Raw genomic sequence first — 22,318 nt, forward strand, 5'->3', positions numbered from 1 at the left:
CCCACAACGGTCCGAACCGTGTCGGCCGAGTAGAACTGGCGCCCCACCGCCTCCTGGCCGGGGAAGGCGATCCCCGCCGCCGTCTCGCTGATGATCATCACGGGAGGGCCGTCCTCGTCGTCTCCCTCATCGAAGGTGCGGCCGGCGAGCAGCGGGATCCCCATCGTCTCGAAGTAGTCGCCCTCGATGATCCGCATCTGGGCGCCCTCCCAGTCCTGGGCCCCGTCCGCCGTCTCGTAGCGGAAGCCCCAGTCGTGGTACGGTCCGGCTGCCGGGAGCCACGACGTAGCGGCCACGCTTTCGACGCCCGGGATCGCCCGCAGGCGCTCCTGAAGCTCCTTGTGAAATTCCACCCTCAGCGCCGGGTCTTCGTACCGCGCTTCGGGAAGGTGCACCTCGAACGTTACCAGGTCGGATGGATCGAACCCGAGATCCTGCCCCTGCAGGGCGGCGAAGCTCTTGACCAGGAGTCCCGCTCCGATCAGAAGGACGAGCGCGAGCGCGACCTGCGCGGCCACGAGCGCGGTCCGGATCCGGGTCGAAGCGCGTCCTCCCGCCAGTCCCCGGGAGCCCTCCCGTAGGTCCGCCGTGAGATCCACCCTCGATCCCCGGAGGGCCGGCAGCAGCCCGAACAGCAGGGCCGTGAGAACGGTGACTCCGGCCGCGAACACCAGGAGCCGTCCGTCGACGCCGACCTCCTGTGCCCGAGCCACCGCGTCGGGGCTGATGGACAGCAGGAACCTCACCCCGAGGTGGGCTGCCGCGAGACCCGCCACGCCGGCCAGCGAGGCGATGAGCAGGCTCTCGGCGAGAAACTGGCGCACCAGGCGGCCCCGTCCGGAGCCGAGCGCCGAGCGGATCGCGATCTCCCGCCTCCGGCCGAGGCTGCGAGCGAGGAACAGGTTGGCGACGTTTACGCAGGCGATGAGGAGCACCAGGCCGGCCGCGCCCATCAGGATCCGGAGCATGGTGTCCGCCGTGCCGACGACGTCGTCGTGGATCGATACCACCCGCATGAGCTGCGAGTCCGGGATCTCGTCATACTGCTCGACGAGGCGAGCGTTCACGGCGGCCACGTAGGTGCCCGCCTGCTCGACGGTCACGTCGCGATCGAGCCGGCCGATCAGCGTGAGAAAGTGGTTCTGCCGCGAGTACTCGCCCTCCGGCAGGTCCAGCGGTACCCACGCGTCGACGTCCCCCGCGATCACGTCCCGGAAGCCGGCTGGCGCGACCCCGACCACGGTATACGTCTCTCCGTCGAGCCGGAGGGTCGTGCCGAGGACGTCCCGGTCCCCGCCCGTGTGCGACTGCCACAAGCCGTAGCTCAGGATGACGACGTTCGCGTCCTCCCGCTCCTCCTCCTCGCGGAAGCCCCGTCCGAGAAGCGGCGACACGCCCCATACATCGAAGTAGCCGCTACTCGACGGGAGCACGCGGATGCGCTGCGGCACCTCGCCGTCCGTGAGGTCGCGTCCGGCTTCCCGATAGGTGTAGATGGCGGCCAGCGTCTCGATGCCCTGCGTATCGCGCCGCAGGTCGAGAAAGTCGGGCACCGTCAGGTATCCGATGCCGGCCGCCGGGCTCTCCCGGTCCGCCTCGTAGATCCGAACCAGCCGATCCGGCTCCGGGAAGCGAAGAGGGCTGAGGACCACGGCGTCGAGCACGCTGAAGATCGCGGCGTTCGCCCCGATGCCCAGGGTGAGGGTCAGAATGGCCACGACCGCGAATCCCGGCTTCTTGAGCATCTGGCGGAGGGCAAAGCGGAGGTCGGAGAAGAACGCTGCGATCACGGAGACGGCTCGCTTTCAGCGGGTGAGGAACGATTCACGCCTATCCGTAGGGTAGACACGGCGGGGCGGAGAAGGGTTGAAGCGGGCTGCTGGATCTTGTGAGGGGCGGTCCTGAGAGGCTCACCATTTGTTCACATCGTTCAGTATTGACTGAATTTTCTAAACGGGTAACGTACTGGGAGCAGGGCTTCGCCTTCGTTCGAAGAGAGTCGAGGATGCAGCACCCCGAGATCCATCAGTTCATCGAGCGCATGGGCCTCGCGTTCGAGCGGCTCGGCCTGCCGCGCTCGTTTGGCCGCGTGCTCGGCCTGCTGATGGTGGCCGAGGGGCCGCTGTCGCTCGACGACATGGTCGAGCGCCTTCACGTGAGCAAGGCGACCGCGAGCACCAGCGCCCGCAGCTGCGAGAACTTCGGTATGGCCCGGCGCGTGGGGATCCGAGGGGATCGGAAGGACTACTACGAGATGGCCCCCGACGCCTTCGAGAGCGTAATGGCTCTGGAAGTGAGCGTGCTCCACTCCCTGGCAGGCCTCGCCGCCGAAGGCCTCGAGGCGGTCGGAAAGGAGCCCTCGCCGGCCCGTGAGAGGCTGACCGGGATGCTCGACTTCTACCTGTTCATGGGGGAGCAGGTCGAGGAGCTGCTCGAGCGGTGGAAGGAGGTGAAGGGATGAAGACGCGGCTCGCTGGCGTCGCGATCGCCGTGGCGTGGATGGCACCGGCCGCTCTGGCCACGGCCACGACCGCGACCGCCCAGACGATCGAATGCACCGGCCTGTCGGATCCCGCCGACATCGTGGACTGCGTCGACCGGATCATGCGCGGAGAGTCCAGCGTCGGCGAAGTGACGATGGAGGTCGTGACCGAGCACTGGAGCCGCTCGATGGAGATGAAGGTGTGGTCGCTCGGCACCGAGTACGCCCTCGTCCGCATCCTCTCCCCTCGCAAGGACGCCGGCACCGCCACCCTGAAGGTCGGGAACGAGATCTGGAACTACCTCCCCCGGGTCGACCGGACGATCAAGATCCCGGCGTCGCTGATGAGTGCCTCGTGGATGGGCTCTCACTTCACGAACGACGACCTGGTGAAGGAGAGCCGCCTCGTCGAGGACTACGACATCAGCCTCGCCTACGAGGGGGACCGCGACGGCGTCGAAGTGTGGGAGTTCGACCTCGTGCCCCGGCCGGAGGCCCCGGTCGTGTGGGGGCGGATCGCCTACCGGATCCGGAAGGTGGACGCGATGCCCGTGTGGGCGAAGTACTACGACGAGGACGGCGAGCTCGTCCGCACGATGACCTTCTTCGACTACCAGGAGATGGGCGGTCGCCTCGTTCCCGCGGCGATGCGCGTCGTGCCGGAGGACGAGCCGGACGAGTATACCGAGATCCGCTACTCGGAGCTCGAGTTCGACGTGGACCTGGACGAGGACTTCTTCTCGCTTCGACGCCTGAGGGACGCGGGGTGACCTGATGAGCGCGTCGTGGCGGATCGGCTGGCGGAACCTGGGGCGCAACCGGCGCCGCACCCTGATCACCGTGATCGGGCTCGCCCTCGGATACCTGGCCGTGGTGGTGATGGCGGGGCTGTCTCGCGGCCTCGTGTCCGAGATGATCGACAACGGCACCGGCATGCTCACGGGTCAGCTCCAGGTGTTTGCCGAAGACTACCTTCCCGACCGCGGCATCTACGAGACGATCGGGGGCCGCGAGGGCGCCGACGTCGATGCTCTGGTGATGGAAGTTGAGGCGGACCCACGGATTTCCGCTGCGGCGCCGCGGGTGTACGCGGGCGGCCTGGTGAGCACCGGGGAGGCGACCGCCGCCGCGATGATCCTCGGCGTGGATCCGGCCCGCGAGCCCTTGGTGTCGCGCCTTCTCGAGCACATCGACGAGGGCCGGCCTCCGACCCCCGGCCAGTACGAAATGGTGATCGGACGCGAGATGGCCCGCCAGCTCCAGGTGGGGCCCGGGGAGGAAGTCGTGGTAGTGGCGCCGGGAGCGGACGGATCGCTCGGGAACGACCTGTTCATCGTCTCCGGCATCTTCAGCACCACGATCACCGAGCTCGATCTCGGGTTCGCGGTCGCCCCGATCGACGTCGTGCAGGAGCTCGTCTCGCTGGCGCCGGCGCGGGTCCACGAGATCGCCGCCCGGGTGGACGATCCCTGGGCGGCGGACGCGGCCGCCGCGGATCTGAAGACCAGCCTGGAGAAGACGGGCGCTCCGGTGATCGCTCGCTCCTGGACGGAGTTCCGGCCCGAGATGGTCGAGTACGCCCGGCTCGTGAACAGCATGGAGTGGATGCTGATCCTGTTCGTGTTCGGGATGGCGATCTGGGGAGTGGCGAACACGATGCTGATGTCTTCGTACGAGCGGCGCCGCGAGTTCGCCGTCCTGCTCGCCCTCGGCGGGGGCCCCGGCTTCATCGTGCGCTCCGTGTTCGCCGAGGCGCTGGTGCTCGGCGCCGTCGCCCTCGCGGCCGGCCTCGCGGTCACCCTGCCGATCCTCGCCTGGTGGAGCGCCTCGCCTCCGGACATGTCCTGGGTGTACGGCGGCTTCACCATGGCCGGCGGCCTCATGCGGCCGATCCTGCGGGTCGAATGGCCCACCTCGATGATCTTCATCACGGCCGGCGCGATGTTCCTCACCGCGCTGGCGGCGGCCCTCTACCCGGCGTACCGGAGCTCCCGCATCCCGCCGGCCGATACCCTGGCGGGCCGATGAGCGCGCGCGGGCGGATCCGACTGCGCCTCGCTCTCCGCAACCTGTGGAGGCAGAAGCGGCGCACCATTCTGAGCGGCTCGGCGATGGTGCTGGCGATGGCGCTCCTGATGTTCTCCCGGACGATCGCCGAGGGCGGCCACGAGGACTGGATCACCGCCGGGGTCCGGATGGGTGGCGGGCACGTGAGCGTGCAGGCGCCGGAGTACGCCACGCGCCGCACCCTCGAGTACCGGCTGTCGCCCGCGGCCCGCGCGGCCGTCCAGGAGGCCCTTAAGGAGCCGGTGATCCAGAGACGCCTCATCGCCGCCGCGCCCCGCCTCACCGTGCAGGGCCTCGCCTCGTCGACGGAGGCCGCTCTGCCGGTGGCGATCATGGCCATCGATCCCGAGCTCGAGAGGAACTTCTCCGCCCTGGATGAGAAGCTGGAGGAAGGTCGGTGGCTCCAGCCTGACGATCGGCTCCACGCCTACATCGGAGCGCGTCTCGCCGAACGGCTCGACCTGGACGAGGGCTCGCGGTTCGTGCTCACGGCGCAGGACGCGAGCGGCGAGATCTCGGGTCAGATGGTGCGGGTCGCCGGCACCTTCCGGAGCGGGATCCCGGAGATGGACGAGGGCCTGGTCCAGATGCCGCTGTCGACGGCCCAGGAGTGGCTCGGCGTGCCGGGCTCGGTGACCGAAGAAGGTCTGCTGCTTCGCGAGAGCCGTGACGTGGCGCCCGTTGAGCGGGCGCTCGGCCAGGCGCTGGCGGACGGGTCGGACGAGACCGTGGTGCTGAACTGGCGTGAATCGATGCCCGAGCTGAACGCCGCCGTTCGCATGGACGACTGGGCGGACTACGTCTTTCACCTCGTGCTGTTCGTGATCGCGGCCACCGCGATCGTGAACACGATCCTCATGTCGGTAATGTACCGGACGAGGGAGTTCGGTGTTCTCCGCGCCCTCGGGCTGGAGCGCCGCGAGGTGGGCGAAGTCGTGTTCATCGAGGGGATGATCCTGACCGCGATCAGCGGGGTGGTCGGGATGGCGATCGGGGCGGCGGTGGTGTGGGGCTTCTTCCGGAACGGCCTCGACTTCTCGGCCTTGTGGGACATGGAGATGGAGGCCGCCGGGGTGGTCATCGATCCGGTGATCGTGCCCCGGTTCGCGTGGAATCAGATCCTTCTCAGCCTGTTCTTCATCCTGACGATCGGTTCTCTCTCATCGATCTACCCGGCCTGGCGCGCCACGCGGATCGATGTGGCGGAGGCCATGAAGTTCGAGGAATAGACCCATGAGCGACCACGAGCGCAGGACGGGCGAGGTGGCGATCGCCACGGCGGACGACGCCGGAACGGCCGCGGTGCGGACCGAGGGGCTGTGGAAGGTGTTCGCGCACGACGGGATCCGGGTGGAAGCCGTCCGGGATCTCTCGATCACCATCGAGCCCGGCGAGTTCGTCGTTCTCGCGGGCCCGTCCGGCTCCGGAAAGACCACCCTGCTCAACATGCTCGGTGGTCTCACCCGGCCGACGGAGGGCCGGGTGTGGATCGACGGGCGCGACATCACGGAGATGTCCGAGAAGGCGCTGGCCCACCTTCGTCTCGAACGGCTCGGCTTCGTGTTCCAGGCCTACAACCTCCTGCCGGTGCTCACGGCGCTCGAGAACGCCGAGTTCACCCTCCTGCTGCGTGACGTTCCGCCGGACGAGCGGCGCCGGAGAGTCGAGACCCTGTTCGACCGTATCGGTCTCGAGGGCCTGGAGGACCGCCGGCCCGGCAAGCTTTCGGGCGGGCAGCAACAGAGGGTCGCGGTCGCGCGCGCCGTGGTCGGGGAGCCGGCCCTCGTGCTGGCCGACGAGCCCACGGCGAACCTGGACACGGCCACCAGCACGGCGCTCATCGACCTGATGGCGGAGCTCAATCGGGACCTCGGCACCACCTTCGTGTTCGCGACCCACGACACCCGCCTGATGGAGCGGGCCCGGCGCGTCGTACGACTGGTGGACGGCGCGATCGTGGACGACGACCGGCGAGGCTGATCGTGCTCGGGCCCCGGGCGTTGGCGGGGCGGAAGGCATGCCGGCCCCGGACGGTCGCGACTCTCCGGCTCGCGCTCGGTCTGCTTCTCGCCGCTCTCCTGCGGCCGCCAGTCATGCCGGCGCAGTCGCTGCGGGACGAGCTGGGCTTCGGCGGCTACTACCTCAACGTGGCCACCGGGGCGCTCGAGGGACCGTTCACGCCCTCCGGGGCCACGGACCTGCAGCGCCTCCGCCTCATGCTCGAGCCCGATATCGGGCCCTTCGCGCTCGATGTCGCGTACGAACAGAGCCTCGAGCTGGTGACCGATCCTCTCCTCGCGTTCGGGAACTCGCTCGGGTACAGCTCTACCAGCGTCGAGTGGATGCCGCTCCAGTGGACGATCGAGAGCTGGGATCACGGCCTGTGGCGGCACCGGTTCGATCGACTCGCCTTCACCGCGCCGCTCGGCCCGGATGCCTCGGTGACCGCGGGCCGGCAGGCGATCTCGTGGGCCACCTCGCTCATCTTCACCCCCGCCGACCCGTTTTCTCCCTTCGACCCGGCCGATCCATTCCGCGAGTACCGCGGAGGCGTCGACGCCCTCCGGGTGCAGGGCTTTGCCGGCGCGTTCACGCAGCTGGACTTCGTGGTCCGGCCCGCGGACACCGACGAGGGCACCCTGATGACGGCGCTCGGGCGCATCACGACGGCGACGGGCCCGTGGGAGATATCCGGCTGGGCCGGCGTGCTGTACGACGGAGGCGCGGCATCGGTCGGTGCCACGCTCACCGCGGCCGGCGCCGCCTTCCGGGGCGAGGCCGAGCTTCGGTGGCCGGACGATGTGTTGCGTTTCGCCGTCGGCGTGGACCGCAGCTTTTCCCTGGCCGGCCGGGACCTGTACCTGGTGCTCGAGTACCAGCGCGACGGGTACGGTGCCACGGACCCGGTCGCCTATCCGGAGGTGCGTATCTCGGCGCCCTACCGGCGCGGCGAGATGCAGGTGATCGGCCGGAACGAGGCGGCGATCCAGGCCTCGTGGCAGGTCACCCCCCTGTGGACGGCCGACTGGCTGACCACGTGGAACGTCGATGACGGGAGCTTCCTCCTCTCACCGGCCGCCAGCTACTCCCTGTCCAACGAGGCCTACCTGCGGGGCGGCCTGTTCTTCGGGATCGGGGCGGAGGAGAGAGTGCTGGCTCTCCCGGGCCCGGTTCCCGGGGGCCTCATCACCCTGCCCGGCTCGGAATACGGAATCGTCCCGTCGAGCCTGTACGTGTCCCTGACCGCCTTCTTCTGAGCTTCGCGGCTCCCACGGCGTCCGGCCGAGCCCTGCGGCTCGATCGCAGGTCGGTCGCTCGACATCCGGTCTCCTCCGACCCATCTTCCAACCCCCCGGTGTACAGGGGAATCGACCCTCGCCGGCCATCACGCACGGGATGTCCGATGCAGCTGCTGCTGATTCGCCACGCCATCGCCGAAGACCGGGCCGTGTTCGCCCGCACGGGCCAGTCGGACTACTACCGCCCGCTCACGGAGCGCGGCCGGGAGCGGATGACGAGGGGCGCAGCCGGGCTGCGGTCCCTCGTGCCCGATCTCGACGTGCTGGTCACGAGCCCACTGACGCGCGCCGAACAGACGGCCCGGATCGTGGCCGACGCGTACGGGGGGCTCCCGGTCGAGCACTCGGAGGCGCTGGCCACCGGCGACGGCGAGGACTTCCTCGATTGGCTGAAGCAGTGCGACTCGACCGACACGGTGGCCGCCGTGGGGCACGAGCCGCACATGTCGGACTGGGCGACCTGGATGCTCACCGGGGGGCGGCACGACTTCGCGATCGTCAAGAAGGGCTCCGCCATGCTGCTGGAGTTCGAAGGGGCGCCGAAGCCGGGGACCGCCTGGCTTCACTGGTTTCTGGCGCCCGGCCAGCTCCGGCGTCTCGGGGATCGCGGGTGATGGAGCCTCACCGGAGCGGCCTTCTGGATCTTTCCGCCTGGGAGGGAGCGATCCAGGTCACCCTCGCCCACCTCGATCGGGCGAAGAAAGCGGCGGCGCGTCTGCAGGATCCCGAGGATGCCGAGGCCCTGCACGACGTCCGGGTCGCCCTGCGTCGCCTGCGGAGCCATCTGCGGGCGTACGCTCCCTTCCTCGCGGCCGCCGTGCCCCGCAAGCGAAGAAGGCGGATTCGGCAGCTCGCCTCCTCGACCAACGCGTGCCGCGATGCCGAGGTGCAGCTGGCGTGGCTCGAGGCCCGGCAGCTGGACGCGACGATCGGCGACGCGATCGGGATCGAGTGGCTGCGGCTCGAGCTCGAGCGACGCCTCGAAGTGGAGCGCGAACGGGTCCTGGATCAGGTGCCGGACCGGCTGCGAGCGCTCGACGGCAAGCTCCGCCGCCGACTGGACGATTTGAGGACCACGGCTCGGGCCGGTGACTTCGACCAGGGGCTCCGGTTCTCCGCCGCCCTGGATCGGCGGCTGACCGACACCGCCGCCGAGCTGGACGACGCCCTCGCTCGCGTGCACGACGTGGACGACGAAGACGAGGCTCACCGGGCCCGGATCCGCGCCAAGCGGGTGCGCTACCTGCTCGAGCCGGTCGAATCGGAGGTACCGGGAGCGCCCGATCGGATCCGTGAGCTGGAGGAGTTGCAGGATCTTCTCGGAGACCTCCACGATCGGCACGTGATGGACTCGCTGGTGGCGGGCCTCGAGCTCGGCGCCGGGCTCGTGCCGGCCCCCGCGGCGGCGGCACCGGGACTTCGGACGGTCCGCGGGTGGCTGCGGGCGGAGCAGGAACCCCTGTTCGAGCGACTGGAGGAGAGCTGGCTCGGCGAGCGGCGGGCCCCGTTCTTCGCGGCGCTCGAGAGCGTCGGTGAATCGCTGGCGTCGGAACGGTCCGCGAGCCTCGAGATCGAGCGGAAATACCTGCTCTCCGGTCTTCCTCCGACCCTCGAGGGCCAGCCGTGCCGCGAGATCGAGCAGGGCTACCTTCCGGGCGAGAAGCTTCAGGAGCGGGTGCGCCGGGTGCGGGAAAAGGAGGCCGAGTGGCACGAGCGGACCGTAAAGGTCGGGAGGGGGATCCGTCGGCTGGAGCTGCAGGAGGAAGCCGACGGGGACACCTTCGAGGCCCTGTGGCCGCTGACCCTGGGCCGGCGCGTGACCAAGCGGCGCTACCGGGTCGCGGACGAAGGGGTGACCTGGGAGGTGGACGAATTCACCGATCGGGACCTGGTGCTCGCCGAGGTCGAGCTGCCGTCCGAGGATGCGCGGCCGGAGCCGCCGGACTGGCTCGCGCCGTACGTGCTGCGCGAGGTGACTGGAGACCCGGAGTACCTGAACGTGAACCTGGCGCGCTGAGGATCGGTCCATGAGTGCACGGACGAAGCCGCCGTCGAAGCCCATTCCCCCGTTCCAGGAGGCGCACGCCCGCTTCGAGGCGGCGGAGACCGGTGCGAGCGTCGGCCGGGCCGAGTACAAGAAGCGCGCGCGACGGCTCCGCCAGGAGCTGCTCGAGATACAGACCCGGCTGCGGGAGGCCCGGGTACCGGTCGTGGTCATGTTCGCCGGCGTGGACGGAGCGGGGAAGGGCGAGCTCACCAACCTCCTCAACGAGTGGATGGACCCGAGAGGGATCATCACGCGCGCCTTCGGAGAACCCACCGCCGCGGAGGTCGCGAGGCCCGACTACTGGCGCTTCTGGCGCGACCTGCCGCCCCGCGGGGATATCGGGCTCTTCCTCAGCGCCTGGTACACCGACCCGCTGCTGCAACGCGTGTACGGCGAAACGACGGACGAGGGGCTGAACGGCCAGCTGGACCGGATCAACGCGTTCGAGAGGACGCTGGCGGAAGATGGCTACCTGTTCCTCAAGTTCTGGATGCACCTCGGCCGGGAGGCGCAGAAGGAGCGCTTCGAGGCACTGGAAGCGGATCCGCTTCAGCGGTGGCGGGTGACGCGCCAGGACTGGGAGCACTGGACGATGTACGACCGCTTCGTCCGCTTCTCGGCGCACATCATCGAGCGCACCGACACGGAATGGGCGCCGTGGCGGATCGTGGAGGGCGCGGATGCGAACTACCGCAGCCTCGCCGTAGGCGAAGCGCTCCGCGACCGGATCGCCGGCCGATTGGACCTCGTGGCACGTCAGGGAAAGGCCGGCCGGGACCCGTCGGACGACGCGGCGGCGGTCGCCGCGTCCACGGAGCTTCGCCCGGTCACGGTCCTGTCGGCTCTCGACACGGACCGGGCGATCGACAAGGCGGACTACAAACGGGAGATCGCCCGACTGCAGGCCCGGCTGAACCAGCTCCACCGGGCGGCGCGCGAGCGTGGACGGTCCACGATCCTCGTGTTCGAGGGATGGGACGCCGCGGGAAAGGGCGGGGCGATACGCCGGATCACGCCGGCGCTCGACGCCCGGGACTATCAGATCGTCTCGATCGCGGCGCCGACCGAGGAAGAGAACGACCACCACTACCTGTGGCGTTTCTGGCGCCACCTGCCCGGCGCCGGGCGCTTCCTGGTGTTCGACCGGAGCTGGTACGGCCGCGTACTGGTGGAGCGGGTGGAGGGCTTCGCGACGCGCGAGGAATGGCTGAGGGCGTACGACGAGATCAACGATTTCGAGGCCCAGCTGGTCGAGCACGGCTCCATCCTCGTGAAGTACTGGATCCACATCACCCCCGAGGAACAGGACCGCCGCTTCCGGGCGCGGGAGGAAACGCCGTACAAGCGCTGGAAGCTCACGGACGAGGACTGGCGGAACCGCGAGCGCTGGCAGGCCTACGAGAGGGCGGTCGACGACATGGTGCGGCTCACGGGCACGGCGATTGCGCCATGGCACCTGGTCGAAGGCGACGACAAGCGGTTCGCCAGGGTGCGGGTTCTCGACATCCTGTGCGAGACGCTCGACAGGGCCCTGGACTATCCGCTACGGGACCTCGACGGAACGCAAATGGCCGGCATGGATCGGTAAGCCTATGGACGACAGGGAATTCGGGAGATCGTCGGGAGGGAACGGATCCGGGCGTGGCCGGGAGAGCCGGAAGGACGTGGAGTTGCCCGATCACCTCCGGCCTCCGCGGCGACCCGGGTCCGGAGAACCCGCTGCCGCCGGTCTGCCCGACGATGGGTTCTCCCTGCCGGTGGCCGCTCCGGCCGCGGGTCCACGGGAGACTGCGCCGGAGACAGGCATCCTGCCGGACCGGGAGCGGGCCGGATCCGGGGGCGAGAGAGCCGTCGAAGCGGTCGGGGAAGCGCAGGATCGGCGGCCGGCACACCGGACCCCCCCGGATCCCACGCCGGCCCTCGAGCGCTACGACGACGTGGCGCTGGACGACCCGGCCCTGTACCTGAACCGCGAGCTGACCTGGCTCAACTTCAACTACCGGGTGCTCGGCGAGGCCGAGGACGATCGCGTGCCTCTCCTCGAGCGGCTCAAGTTCGTCGCCATCGTGAGCTCGAACCTCGACGAGTTCTTCATGAAGCGGATCGGGGGGCTCAAGCAGCAGGTGGGCGCCGGGGTCACCGACCTGAGCGTCGACGGCCGCACTCCGCAGGAGCAGATCGACGCGAGCTATGCCGTGGTACGCGATCTGGTGGCGAGAAAGAGGGCGACGCTCCGGGCCATCGTCGACGGGCTGGCGGAGCACGACATCGTAATCGCGAGCCATGACGAGTTGAGCGAGGAGGACCGGACCTGGCTGCGCCGGCATTACGTGGAGAACGTCTACCCGCTGGTCACTCCGCAGGCCACCGACCCCGCACACCCGTTTCCATTCGTGTCGAACCTGTCCCTGAACCTTCTCGTCACGCTTCATCTCCCGGGAGATCCGTTCCCGTCGCTCGCCCGGGTGAAGGTGCCGGTCGGGCCGGGCACCCCGCGCTTCCTTCAGCTTCCCGATCGCCTGACGTTCGTGCCGCTCGAACAGGTCATGGCCGCCAACCTCGACCTCCTGTTCCCCGGAATGGAAGTCGACGCGTGCGAGTTGTTCCGGGTCACCCGGAACGCGAACACGGAGATGGAGGAGGACGAGGCGGACGACCTGCTGGCCATGATCGAAACCGAGCTCCGGCAGAGAAAGCTGGCCCCGATCGTCCGGCTCGAAGTCGCTCCGGGCATGGATCCGGTGCACCGGGGTATGCTGGCGGCCGAGCTCGGCCTCGACGAGACCTCCGACGTGTTCGAGGTGGACGGCCTGCTGGGAATCGCGGACATGGGCCAGTTCGCGGCGATCGATGCTCCGGACCTCAGGGACCCGGTGCATCACCCGGTGGATCATCCGAAGATCGTATCGGACCGCTCGATCTTCCACGTGATCCGGGATGCCGGATCGCTGCTGGTTCACCACCCGTATCAGTCCTTCTCGACCTCGGTGGAGCGCTTCCTGCGCGAGGCCGGTGAGGACCCGAAGGTGCGCGGCATCAAGATGACCGTCTACCGGACCTCGGCGGACTCGAAGGCGGTGGACTACCTGATCGAGGCAGCGCGGAACGGCAAGCAGGTCACCGCGGTGGTCGAGCTCAAGGCTCGGTTCGACGAGGCCGCCAACATCCGTTTCGCCAATCGTCTCAGCGCGTACGGCATCCACGTCACCTACGGGGTCGTCGGTCTCAAGACGCACTGCAAGGCGGTTCTCGTGGTCCGCCAGGACTACGACGGCCTGCGGCGCTACGCCCACATCGGGACCGGCAACTACCACGCGGGCACGGCCCGCCAGTACGCGGACATCGGTCTGCTGACGTCGGATCCGGAGATCGGGAGCGACCTGACCGAGCTGTTCAATTACCTGACGACCGGGTACAAGCCGAGCCGCAACTACCGGAAGATCCTCCCGGCCCCGAAGATCCTGAAGCCGGCCATCCTGGACCGGATCCGAAGGGAGATCGACCGGCACGAAGCGGAGGGCGACGGCCTGATCCAGATGAAGCTCAACGCACTGGAGGATGCCGATGTGACCCGGGCCCTGTACGAGGCGTCCCGTGCGGGCGTCCGCGTGGACCTCGTGGTGCGAGACACCTGCCGCCTTCGTGCCGGAGTTCCGGGCCTGTCCGAGAACGTGCGCGTCCTGAGCGTGGTGGGCCGCTTCCTCGAGCACAGCCGGATCTACTACTTCCGAAACGGGGGCGAGGAGGAGTACTACATCGGCTCGGCGGACATGATGCGACGAAACCTCCGGAGCCGGGTCGAGATCCTGGCGCCCGTCGAGGACCCCGAGCTTCGCGCCGAGCTTCGCCTGATCCTCGACACTCAGCTCGCCGACCGGCGCTCCGCGTGGGAGATGCGTCCGGACGGAAGCTACGAGCAGCGCCAGCCGGGGGGAGACCGGGACCGCCGGAGCTCGCAGTCCGAGCTGGTGCGGTGGGCGGAGGAGAACTACTGGGAGGCGACCCGCCTGAAGCGCCGCCGGCCGCGCGGGATCCGGGCCCACGAGGTCTCTTCCGAGGAATAGCGGCGCGGCGGTACCGGCGCTTCGCGGAAGGCGGCCCTGGCTTCGTCCGATCAGCCGCCGGCAGAGGCCTCCGCAATCCGGCTCGTGGCCGGCACCCACTCGAGTTCGACCTCGGCCCCGAACACCTGTTCGAACAGTTCCGTCTTCCGGCTCGCGTCCCACATCTCGACTTCGGGATCGGCTTCCGCCTCCACTCCGAGCCACACGCGGCCGTTCCCGGTCCTCGCCGTCACACCCTGCACGCTCTGCGAATGCGTGCGATCCAGTCCGGCCGAGATGCGCAGGAGTGCGCTCAGCGCCCGCACGCGCCGTCGGTCCGCCGGGTCGAGCCGCGCGAAGTTGGGGTGCTTCTTTCGGGGATGGGACCGCCGGTGGTAGCGGGCCACGTTCGCGATCACCTCCACCTCGCGGGCCGAAAAACCGGGCAGATCGGCATGCATGATCAAATGGTAGGCGTGCTTGTGGTGCTTCGAGTGGCCGATCAGGTGACCGACGTCGTGCAGGAGCGCCGCCGCTCCGAGGAGATCCCGGTCGTCGTGCCCCAGCGAATGCAGGTCCTCCAGCTCATCGAACAGAGCGTACGACAGGCGCATCACGTGGCCCGCGTGCGACTCGATGGCTCCGCAGCGCCGGGCGAACCGGACGACCCATTCGAGCCGGTCGCCGGCGTCGAGCACCTCTCCCCCCGGCAGACGCTCGTCGATCATCGTCAGCAGCAGACCGTCCCGGATCCCGCGCTCGTGAATCTGGATGTCCCGGGCACCCAGGTGGCGAGCCAGTCTCGATACCGCCGCGACACCGGCGACGATGATGTCCGCGCGGTCGGGGTTGAGGCCGCGGATCTTCCTGCGGACCTCGAGCGGCGCGTCCCGCAGCCGGCGGGTGATCCCCTGCCACTCGGAGCGGGTGAGCCGATAACCCTGGCCGGGGCCCGCCTCCCCCTGCTTCTCGAACATCGAAATCGCGGCCACCGTCGTGAACGTGCCTCCGCTTCCGATCATCACCGGGGTCGTGAACGGGGGCTTTCCCAGTCGCTTCCGCAGCGTCCGGTCGATCGCCTTTCGCAGCTCCCTCCAGTCCTCCGCGGACATCGGGTCTCCGTGCACGTGCGTCTCGGTCAGCCTCACGGCGCCGAGTGGCAGGGAGTGGATCGCCTCGATCATCCCGCCCGCCATCAGCACCAGCTCGAGGCTGCCGCCCCCGATGTCGACGAGCGCGGTCGGGCGGTCGGACAGGGGGAAGTGCTTGCGGACGCTGCGAACCGCGAGCCTTGCTTCTTCCTCTGCGGAGATCACCTGGAGCCGAAGTCCGGCGACCGACTCGACCGCCGCCAGGAAGGACTCGCCGTTGCCGGCCTCGCGCACCGCCGCGGTGGCGATCGCCCGGATTTCCTCGACGCCCATGCTCTCCGCCAGCGCGCGCATCCGGTCGATGGCCTCGACGGACCGACGCATCGGCTCCTCACCGAGCGAACCGGACTCGTACAGTCCCTCGCCGAGCCTCGTCTGCGCCCGCTCCTCGTCGAGGACCCGGTACGAGGCGGCGCTGTCCGCTTCCGCCACCACGAGGCGGATCGAGTTGGTGCCGACATCGATGGCCGCGAGACGCGGCGGCGATTCCGAAGCGATCATGACGATTCCCTGCCGAGATCCTCCAGCGTTCCCCCACCATACTGCACGAGGGAAGTCCGGGTCGGAAAGATGTGGGGCTTCCCATGCCCGCCGTCGGTTGGAACGTGCTCGGCGCACGCGCTATGTTGGGGCGCTCTACGAAAAGGAACGACGCCGGTGAACTCCGGGGCATCGTCACCGGGATGAGGACGAACGCCGGCGCGAAGCGGAAGGTGGGAATGGCGACACCGATGGAACAGCTGGAGGACCGGGTGCCGGAGCCCGAATCGGTCGGTCTGAGCCGCGAGGACCTGGTGTCGATGTACCGCACCATGTACACGTCGCGTCGAATCGACGACCGCGAGCTGCTCATGAAGCGGCAGCAGAAGATCTTCTTCCAGATCAGTGGGGCCGGACACGAGGCGATCGGTGTCGCCGCCGGAAAGGCCCTGCGCTCGGGGTACGACTGGTTCTTCACCTACTACCGCGACCGGGCCCTGGCTCTGCAGCTCGGGGTCACTCCGTACGAGATGTTCCTCCAGGGAGTCGGAGCGGCGGAGGATCCGGCGAGCGCCGGCCGCCAGATGCCCTCGCACTGGGGTCACGCGGATCACAACCTGGTCAGCGTATCCAGCCCCACGGGCACCCAGTTCCTGCAGGCCGTCGGCTGCGCCGAGGCCGGCGTGCGGGCCGAGGCTCTCGGCCTCGCCGACGCCGGAGTCGAGTTTCACGACGACGAGGTGGCGCTGGTCACCACCGGGGACGGCACCACGTCCGAGGGCGAGTTCTGGGAGTCGCTCAACACGGCCTCCAACCTGAAGCTCCCCGTCATCTACCTGGTGGAGGACAACGGGTACGCCATCTCGGTGCCGGTCGAGGTCAACACGGCGGGGGGCAGCATCTCGAAGCTGGTGTCGAGCTTCCCCGACCTGCTCGTGATCGAGGTGGATGGCACGAACCCGATCGCCTCCTACGGGGCGATGCGGAGGGCCGCGGAGCACTGCCGCGGCCGACGCGGCCCCGCCCTGGTCCACGCGCACGTGACCCGCCCGTACAGCCACTCGATGTCGGACGACGAGCGGATGTACAAGCCGGACGCGGAGCGTGAGGCCGAGGAGGCCCGCGATCCGATCCCCAACATGGCCTCGTTCCTGGTGAGCGCCGGAATCGCCACCGAGGAGGAGCTCGAAGCCCTGCGGGAAGAGGTGGACGCCACGGTGGTGGAGGCGAGCGAGCGGGCCGCGGAGCAGGCGCAGCCCGGTCCCGAGACCGTGTACGATCACCTGTTCTCACCCGACGTGGACGCGACCTCGGACGCCTTCTCCACCGAGCCGGACTTCGAGGGAGACCCGACCACGGTCGTGGACCTGCTGAACGGTTGCATGCGCGACGAGATGCGCCGCGATCTTCGCATCGTCGTGTTCGGCGAGGACGTGGCCGACGTGTCCCGCGAGGAGTACCTGGAGGAAGTGAAGGGGAAGGGCGGAGTGTTCAAGGTCACCTGGGGGTTGCAGCGCGAGTTCGGGTCCGAGCGCGTGTTCAACTCCCCGCTCGCCGAGGCCAACATCGTCGGCCGGGGCGTGGGCATGGCGATGCGCGGACTGAAGCCGGTGGTGGAGATCCAGTTCTTCGATTACATCTGGCCCGCCTTCCACCAGCTCCGGAACGAGGTGCCCACCATGCGCTGGCGGTCCGGCGGCGCCTTCAAGGCGCCGGTGGTGGTGCGGACGACCTACGGAGGATACCTGGCCGGTGGCGCCATGTATCACTCCCAGACCGGCGCGACGCTGTTCACGCAGACGCCCGGGATGTACGTGGTATGCCCCTCGAACGCCGAGGATGCGAACGGCCTGCTGCGCACGGCCATCCGGTGCGACGACCCGGTGCTGTTCCTCGAGCACAAGCACCTGTACCGCCAGACCTACAACAAGGGTCGCTATCCGGGGCCCGACTACATGATCCCGTTCGGTCGGGCGAACCGGGTGGAAGAGGGAGACGAGCTCACGGTCGTCACGTACGGCGCCCTGGTCGAACGCACTCGCAAGGCCCTGCGCTCACTGGAGCGGGAGGGCCGTCCGATCTCGGCGGACGTACTGGACCTCCGCACCCTGAACCCGGTGGACATGGAAGCCATCGCCGAAAGCGTGAAGCGCACCAACCGGGTCTTGGTGGCCTACGAGGACTCGAAGTCGTGGGGCTGGGGCGCCGAGATCTCGGCCCGGATCGCCGACGAGCTGTTCGAGTGGCTCGACGCCCCGGTTCGCCGCGTCGCGGCCACGGACACCTTCGTCGGCTACGCGCCCCGCCTCGAGGAAGAAATCCTGCCTCAGGTGCCGGATCTCGCCGCCGCGATGGAGGAGCTGAAGGCCTACTGACGGAGCGGCTGCGCCGCGCCGGTGGCCGGCGCCCTGACGGCCTCGCTCATGGCGCGGGCCGACTCGGCTCGAGCCCGGCTCGCGCCAGCACCTGGTCCACGAGGCCGCCCCGGAAGTCCGACTTCGGCCCGAACAGAGATCCGAGAAGGGCGCGTCTCTCCGCGTCCCCCACCTGCACCTCATCGATGCGGAGCTCGCCTCCCACGTCCACGTACCGGGTCGTCACCCGCTCGCCGTCGATCCGGTGCTCGAGCCGGTCTCCGTCCTGGATCCCGGCCTCCGCCAGCACCTGGAAGCGTTCGACGTTCTCCGCATCGAGTTCCAGAAACTCCTCGTAACTGAGGATCCCCGCGTCCACGAGGCCCTCCATCACGTCGCGGTTGGCTCTCAGAAACCGCTCGAGCCCGAAGGAGCGCTCGAAGGTGAACCGGACCATGACCCCGGTGGCGGCGAGGTACTCGGCAGCGATCGAGTCCCGGACGGCCCGCGACTCTGCGCGGCGGGCCACGAGAGCGGCGACCCGCGCGGGCGTCCGGTCCGTGACGGCGAGCTCGAGACGCACCGCATCGACCTTGAAGATGGTCTTCTCCAGCAAGTAGTCGAACCGTGTGCAGCACCGGCTCCCCGACTCCTGTGCCAGGAGGGGCGCCGCCGGCACCGCGAACAGAAATCCCGCGAACAGGAATCCTGCGACCAGGTCCCGAAGCCAGCGGTCCCGAGGCATCAGGCTCGTTCCTTCCCCATGATCGCGGGAAGGATGATGAGGGTGCAGAGGAGCACGCTCGTCATCCCGACCAGCAGAAGCGAGCCCATTCCGGAGATCGCCCGGTGGCTGGCGAGCGTGAGACTTCCGAAACCCGCCATGGTGGTGACCGCGCTGTACAGGATGGCGCGCCCGGTGGCCGTGTCCAGCAGGGCGGGATCGCCCGGGGGCGCCCGCCGTTTGCGGTAAACGATGTGAATGCCGGCATCGACCCCGATCCCCAGAAGAAGCGGGAGCGTGATGATGTTGGAGATGTTGAACGGGATATCCCAGACTACCGCGGCCGCCCCGGTGAGCAGGGTGGCGAGGATCAGCGAGGTCATCACCATGGCGCTCGCCCGGACGTCACCGAGCAGCAGGAGAAGCGTCACCGCAGTGGCGAGAAGAGCGAGCCCGAACGCGAGCTGGAAGGCCCTCACGGTCACCTTTCCCAGCTCGAGGTTCTCCACGGGCATCCCGGTGATCGCCGGTTCCTCCGCCTGTACGGCCTCGACGAACTCGCGGAGCCGGGCGGGCGTGTCGAGGCGGTCGGCGGGAAGCACCTGCACCCGCTCGACTCCGTCCGCGGTGACCCACCGCTCGCGAAGCGAAGAGGGAAGGTTCGCCCGGGTGACCGGACGGGCGCCGAGCGCCTTCCGGAACGAGCGCTGCACCGACGGCAGCGAGCCGACGAGCGATTCCTCGAGACCGGCCGCGATGGAGCGACGGGTCGGGTCGGGCCAGGCCTCGAGCGAGCTCCGCCAGGCGTCGACCAGGTACAGGAGCTGACCGGCCGCGGCGCTCGTGGTCGAGTCGCCATCGAGGTAGAGCCGCGAGGCGGTTTCACGGAGGCGGTCCACCGCGGCCAGGCGCGCCCGGTACGCGGACTCCGCGTCGTCCGCCGCCGCTCCCGCTTCGGGCGCCGTCTGCCCTTCCGGGGCGGGCCCGAGATCGGCGGCAATCTCCTCGATGATCGGGAGCTTCTCGTCCTGGTCCGCCGGCACGAAGCTGTTCAAGGTGAGGGTCCCGCGGACCACGTCCAACGCCTCGAGGTGCCCGGCCACCGTCGCGGCTCGCGCGGAATCCGGCTCCATCATCGACACGGCTCTCACGGCCGTGTTCGGATCGTCGAGAAGCTCCTGCAGGGTGACCACCGACTCGGCTTCCGGGTCGCTCATGTTGATCACGTCCTGATCGAATCGGACGCGGGGCACCAGGAGCGCGGATCCGACGGCGAGGACGAGGGCTCCCACCAGGATGGGTCGCCTGCGGTCCCGCACGGTCCGGTCGAGCCAGGACATGACCCGGCGCCCGTGGCTTCCGGGGCCGGAGCCGCTTCCGTCCTCATCCTCCGGGAGAGTCTCCGGGAGCCGGAACGGTCTCACGCTCAGGAGGGCTGGGAGCAGCCCGAGGGTGGCTGCGAAGCTGATCAGCATCCCGGTGCCGCCGATCCGGCCGAGGTCCGCGACCCCCGTGAAGTCGGTGACCATGAAGACGTAGAAGCAGAACGCCGTCGTCACGGCGCTCAGAAAGAGGGCCACGCCTGCCCTTCGGGCCGCATCGCCGAGGGCGTCCCGGTGAGCCTCCGATCCGCGCTTCGCTTCCACGTAGCCGAGGCAGAAATGAATCGCGTAGTCGATGCCGAGCCCCACGTAGAGCACGGCGAAGGCGACCGAGATCATGTTCAGCTCACCCACTGCCACCGCCGCGAAGGCCGCCGTTCCCACGAGGCCCGCCAACAGTACCAGGAGGCAGGCGGCGAGAAGGCGGACCGAGCGAAGGGCGAGGAGGAGGATCACCGACACCATCACGAGAGCGCTGGCCACGAGCCGCGGAATGTCGGACAGGCCGGAGTCGATGGATTCGTGTTCGAAGGCCTCCGCCCCGGTGATGCGCACCCTGAACCCGCGAGGGTCCAGCCCCGTGGCGTCGGCGGCCTGACGGATCGCGGTCATCGCGGGGCGGGCCGGTCGGGTGAGCGAGTAGTCCAGGATCGGTTTGGCGAGAATGAACCGGCGCACCTCGGAGGCGTCGGCCCTTCGGCCCCGGATGAGCTCCGACCAGGGGAATCGGAAGTAGTTGCCGTTCCGGCTCGAGTAGAAGGCGCCTCCCACTCCGAGGAGGACGGGTTCGAGCGGAACGGCGGAGGCCGAGTCGGATGCCACTCGATCGATCGCGGCCGCGATGCCGTTCAGAGTCGGGTCCAGCTCGAGCATCCGCCACAGCGCGCCGTAGTCCCTCATGCGGTCGCGCAGCTCCCCGAGATCTTCGACGGGGGTGAAGAGGAGAGCGCTGCGCTCGAAGAAGTCACCGGCTCCCGGCGCGTACACGAGGCTGAACACGTCCGTACGACCGGCGAGCCGATCCGCCATCCGCTCCTGGACCTCGGAAGCGATCCCGGGCGAGCGGGCATCGATCACGACCTGCACGTCGTCGAACAGGTGCGGGAAGGCCTCCTCGAGCGCCGCGTTCGCCTGCTTCCAAGGCAGCCGGTCGGAGACCAGGTTTCCGGTGTTCGCATCGATCCGGAGATGCGTCCACGCGTAGATGGAGAGCGGGACGAGGGCTGCCAGGCTGAAGGCAAGAACGAGGCGCGGGTGCCGAGCGGCGCCCATGGCCACTGCGGCGAGCCGGTCCCCGAGCCTGCCGCGCCGGTCGATCACGGTCCTTCCCGCGGCGCGGTGGAGTCGAGGGGGCTCCGGGCAGGGTGCGCCGGGCGGAGGCGTGCGCCCCGGTCGAGGCGATACGTGTGGCCCCTCCAATCGAGCTCGGGGCGCACGAGCATGGAGAGGCCGATCGGCACGGTCATCAGATAGGGCAGCCACGCGGCCCAGAGCCGGCGGAGGGGGATCGTCGCGCCGCCGATCACGCGGTGCAGGTGCACGTAGTGCAGGCCCTCGAGAACGAAGACGAGGGCCGCCAGCGCCGCGAGGGCCGGCTGACCGACGGCCAGCATGGCGATCGCCAGTCCGAGCGACAGGAAATAACTGATCGCGCGCAGGACGAAGGGGCGTGCGAAGGAGGCCGGAATTCCGCCGCGTCCACAGAACAGCCAGCGGCGCCACAGCTTCGTGAAGTCACGGAAGCCGAGCCCGTAGTGGATGACGCGCAGCGGATGGGTGCCCACGACGTTCTCGTATCCCGCTTCGACGATACGCGCGCCGAGGTACATGTCGTCCACGAGCTGTCCGGTAGCGCATGCGGCGCCTCCGATCGCCTCCAGGGCCGAGCGCCGGAACGCCATCGTCTGGCCCATGAGGAAGGGGAGGGTGCGGCCGGGCCCGAGCGCGGCCTCCATGCCCGCCACGAGGTAGGCGTTCAGGATGATGGCGGAGGCGACGTCCCCGGCGGAACGGGGACGGCACGGGTTCACGGCCGGGGCGAAGGCCGCGCCGATGGAGTCCCGAACCATGAGGTGGGCAACGAGGCTGGAGATCAGCCCGGCGTCCGGCCGGGTGTCCGAGTCGCCGAACACGATGATCTCTCCCGAGGCCTCCGCCTCGCCCGCGATCATGTTGTGGATCTTGCCCGTCTGCCCGGGTGGCGGCGGCCCGGAGAGCACGATCCGGGCCTCGTCCGATCGGAGCTTGCCGGACCGTGCCTTCTCCCGGTCCGCGATCGCTTTTCGCACG

16 protein-coding genes are annotated in these 22,318 nt (G+C 69.2%); 11 read left to right on the forward strand and 5 right to left on the reverse strand.

The window, feature by feature from the left end; all coding sequences use genetic code 11:
• Positions 1-1,790 (reverse strand): ADOP family duplicated permease (locus tag AC36XV_RS13445; protein WP_492204201.1); only part of this gene is annotated, 1,790 nt, incomplete at its 3' end.
• Positions 1,791-2,005: 215 nt separating this feature from the next.
• Between AC36XV_RS13445 and AC36XV_RS13450 the strand changes: the two genes are divergently transcribed.
• The 10 genes from AC36XV_RS13450 to ppk1 all read left to right on the forward strand — a co-directional run bounded on the left by AC36XV_RS13450 (position 2,006) and on the right by ppk1 (position 13,959).
• Entirely contained in the window at positions 2,006-2,461 is a 456-nt protein-coding gene (locus AC36XV_RS13450; RefSeq protein WP_492204202.1) for a GbsR/MarR family transcriptional regulator, read from the forward strand.
• On the forward strand, positions 2,458-3,252 hold the full coding sequence (locus tag AC36XV_RS13455) for an outer membrane lipoprotein-sorting protein (protein WP_492204203.1): 795 nt from the start codon (positions 2,458-2,460) through the stop codon (positions 3,250-3,252). The genes AC36XV_RS13450 and AC36XV_RS13455 overlap by 4 nt, the downstream gene beginning before the upstream one ends.
• A gap of 4 nt (positions 3,253-3,256) precedes the next feature.
• Entirely contained in the window at positions 3,257-4,510 is a 1,254-nt protein-coding gene (locus AC36XV_RS13460; protein ID WP_492204204.1) for an ABC transporter permease, read from the forward strand.
• Positions 4,507-5,778 (forward strand): ABC transporter permease, encoded by a 1,272-nt coding sequence (locus tag AC36XV_RS13465; protein WP_492204205.1) that lies wholly within the window; start codon positions 4,507-4,509, stop codon positions 5,776-5,778. Before AC36XV_RS13460 ends, AC36XV_RS13465 begins: the two co-directional genes overlap by 4 nt.
• Positions 5,779-5,782: 4 nt before the next feature.
• Complete coding sequence (locus tag AC36XV_RS13470) at positions 5,783-6,529, forward strand: ABC transporter ATP-binding protein (RefSeq protein WP_492204206.1); 747 nt, start codon at positions 5,783-5,785, stop codon at positions 6,527-6,529.
• A gap of 113 nt (positions 6,530-6,642) precedes the next feature.
• Positions 6,643-7,806, forward strand: coding sequence for a hypothetical protein (locus tag AC36XV_RS13475; protein WP_492204207.1), 1,164 nt, complete (start codon positions 6,643-6,645; stop codon positions 7,804-7,806).
• Between the two features lie 146 nt (positions 7,807-7,952).
• Complete coding sequence (locus AC36XV_RS13480; protein WP_492204208.1) at positions 7,953-8,462, forward strand: SixA phosphatase family protein; 510 nt, start codon at positions 7,953-7,955, stop codon at positions 8,460-8,462.
• Positions 8,462-9,865: a CHAD domain-containing protein gene (locus tag AC36XV_RS13485; protein ID WP_492204216.1), complete on the forward strand. Its 1,404-nt coding sequence runs from the start codon at positions 8,462-8,464 to the stop codon at positions 9,863-9,865. Before AC36XV_RS13480 ends, AC36XV_RS13485 begins: the two co-directional genes overlap by 1 nt.
• Positions 9,866-9,875: 10 nt before the next feature.
• Positions 9,876-11,483 (forward strand): polyphosphate:AMP phosphotransferase, encoded by a 1,608-nt coding sequence (pap, locus tag AC36XV_RS13490; protein WP_492204209.1) that lies wholly within the window; start codon positions 9,876-9,878, stop codon positions 11,481-11,483.
• 4 nt (positions 11,484-11,487) lie between these two features.
• Positions 11,488-13,959, forward strand: a complete 2,472-nt coding sequence (gene ppk1 / locus AC36XV_RS13495; RefSeq protein ID WP_492204210.1) for a polyphosphate kinase 1 — start codon at positions 11,488-11,490, stop codon at positions 13,957-13,959.
• Positions 13,960-14,009: 50 nt separating this feature from the next.
• On the opposite strand, the gene AC36XV_RS13500 is transcribed toward ppk1, so the two are convergent.
• Positions 14,010-15,590 (reverse strand): Ppx/GppA phosphatase family protein, encoded by a 1,581-nt coding sequence (locus AC36XV_RS13500; protein ID WP_492204211.1) that lies wholly within the window; start codon positions 15,588-15,590, stop codon positions 14,010-14,012.
• Positions 15,591-15,808: 218 nt separating this feature from the next.
• Here AC36XV_RS13500 and AC36XV_RS13505 point away from each other — a divergent pair, with 218 nt between their 5' ends.
• Positions 15,809-17,944 (forward strand): alpha-ketoacid dehydrogenase subunit alpha/beta, encoded by a 2,136-nt coding sequence (locus AC36XV_RS13505; RefSeq protein ID WP_492204212.1) that lies wholly within the window; start codon positions 15,809-15,811, stop codon positions 17,942-17,944.
• 46 nt (positions 17,945-17,990) lie between these two features.
• On the opposite strand, the gene AC36XV_RS13510 is transcribed toward AC36XV_RS13505, so the two are convergent.
• The 3 genes from AC36XV_RS13510 to AC36XV_RS13520 form a co-directional block, all read right to left on the reverse strand.
• Positions 17,991-18,668 (reverse strand): hypothetical protein, encoded by a 678-nt coding sequence (locus AC36XV_RS13510; protein ID WP_492204213.1) that lies wholly within the window; start codon positions 18,666-18,668, stop codon positions 17,991-17,993.
• Entirely contained in the window at positions 18,668-21,349 is a 2,682-nt protein-coding gene (locus tag AC36XV_RS13515) for an MMPL family transporter (RefSeq protein ID WP_492204214.1), read from the reverse strand. The genes AC36XV_RS13510 and AC36XV_RS13515 overlap by 1 nt, the downstream gene beginning before the upstream one ends.
• On the reverse strand, positions 21,346-22,318 hold a 973-nt coding region (locus AC36XV_RS13520; protein WP_492204215.1), incomplete at its 5' end, for a glycosyltransferase. The genes AC36XV_RS13515 and AC36XV_RS13520, both read right to left, overlap by 4 nt.

This window comes from Candidatus Benthicola sp., from assembly GCF_058719085.1.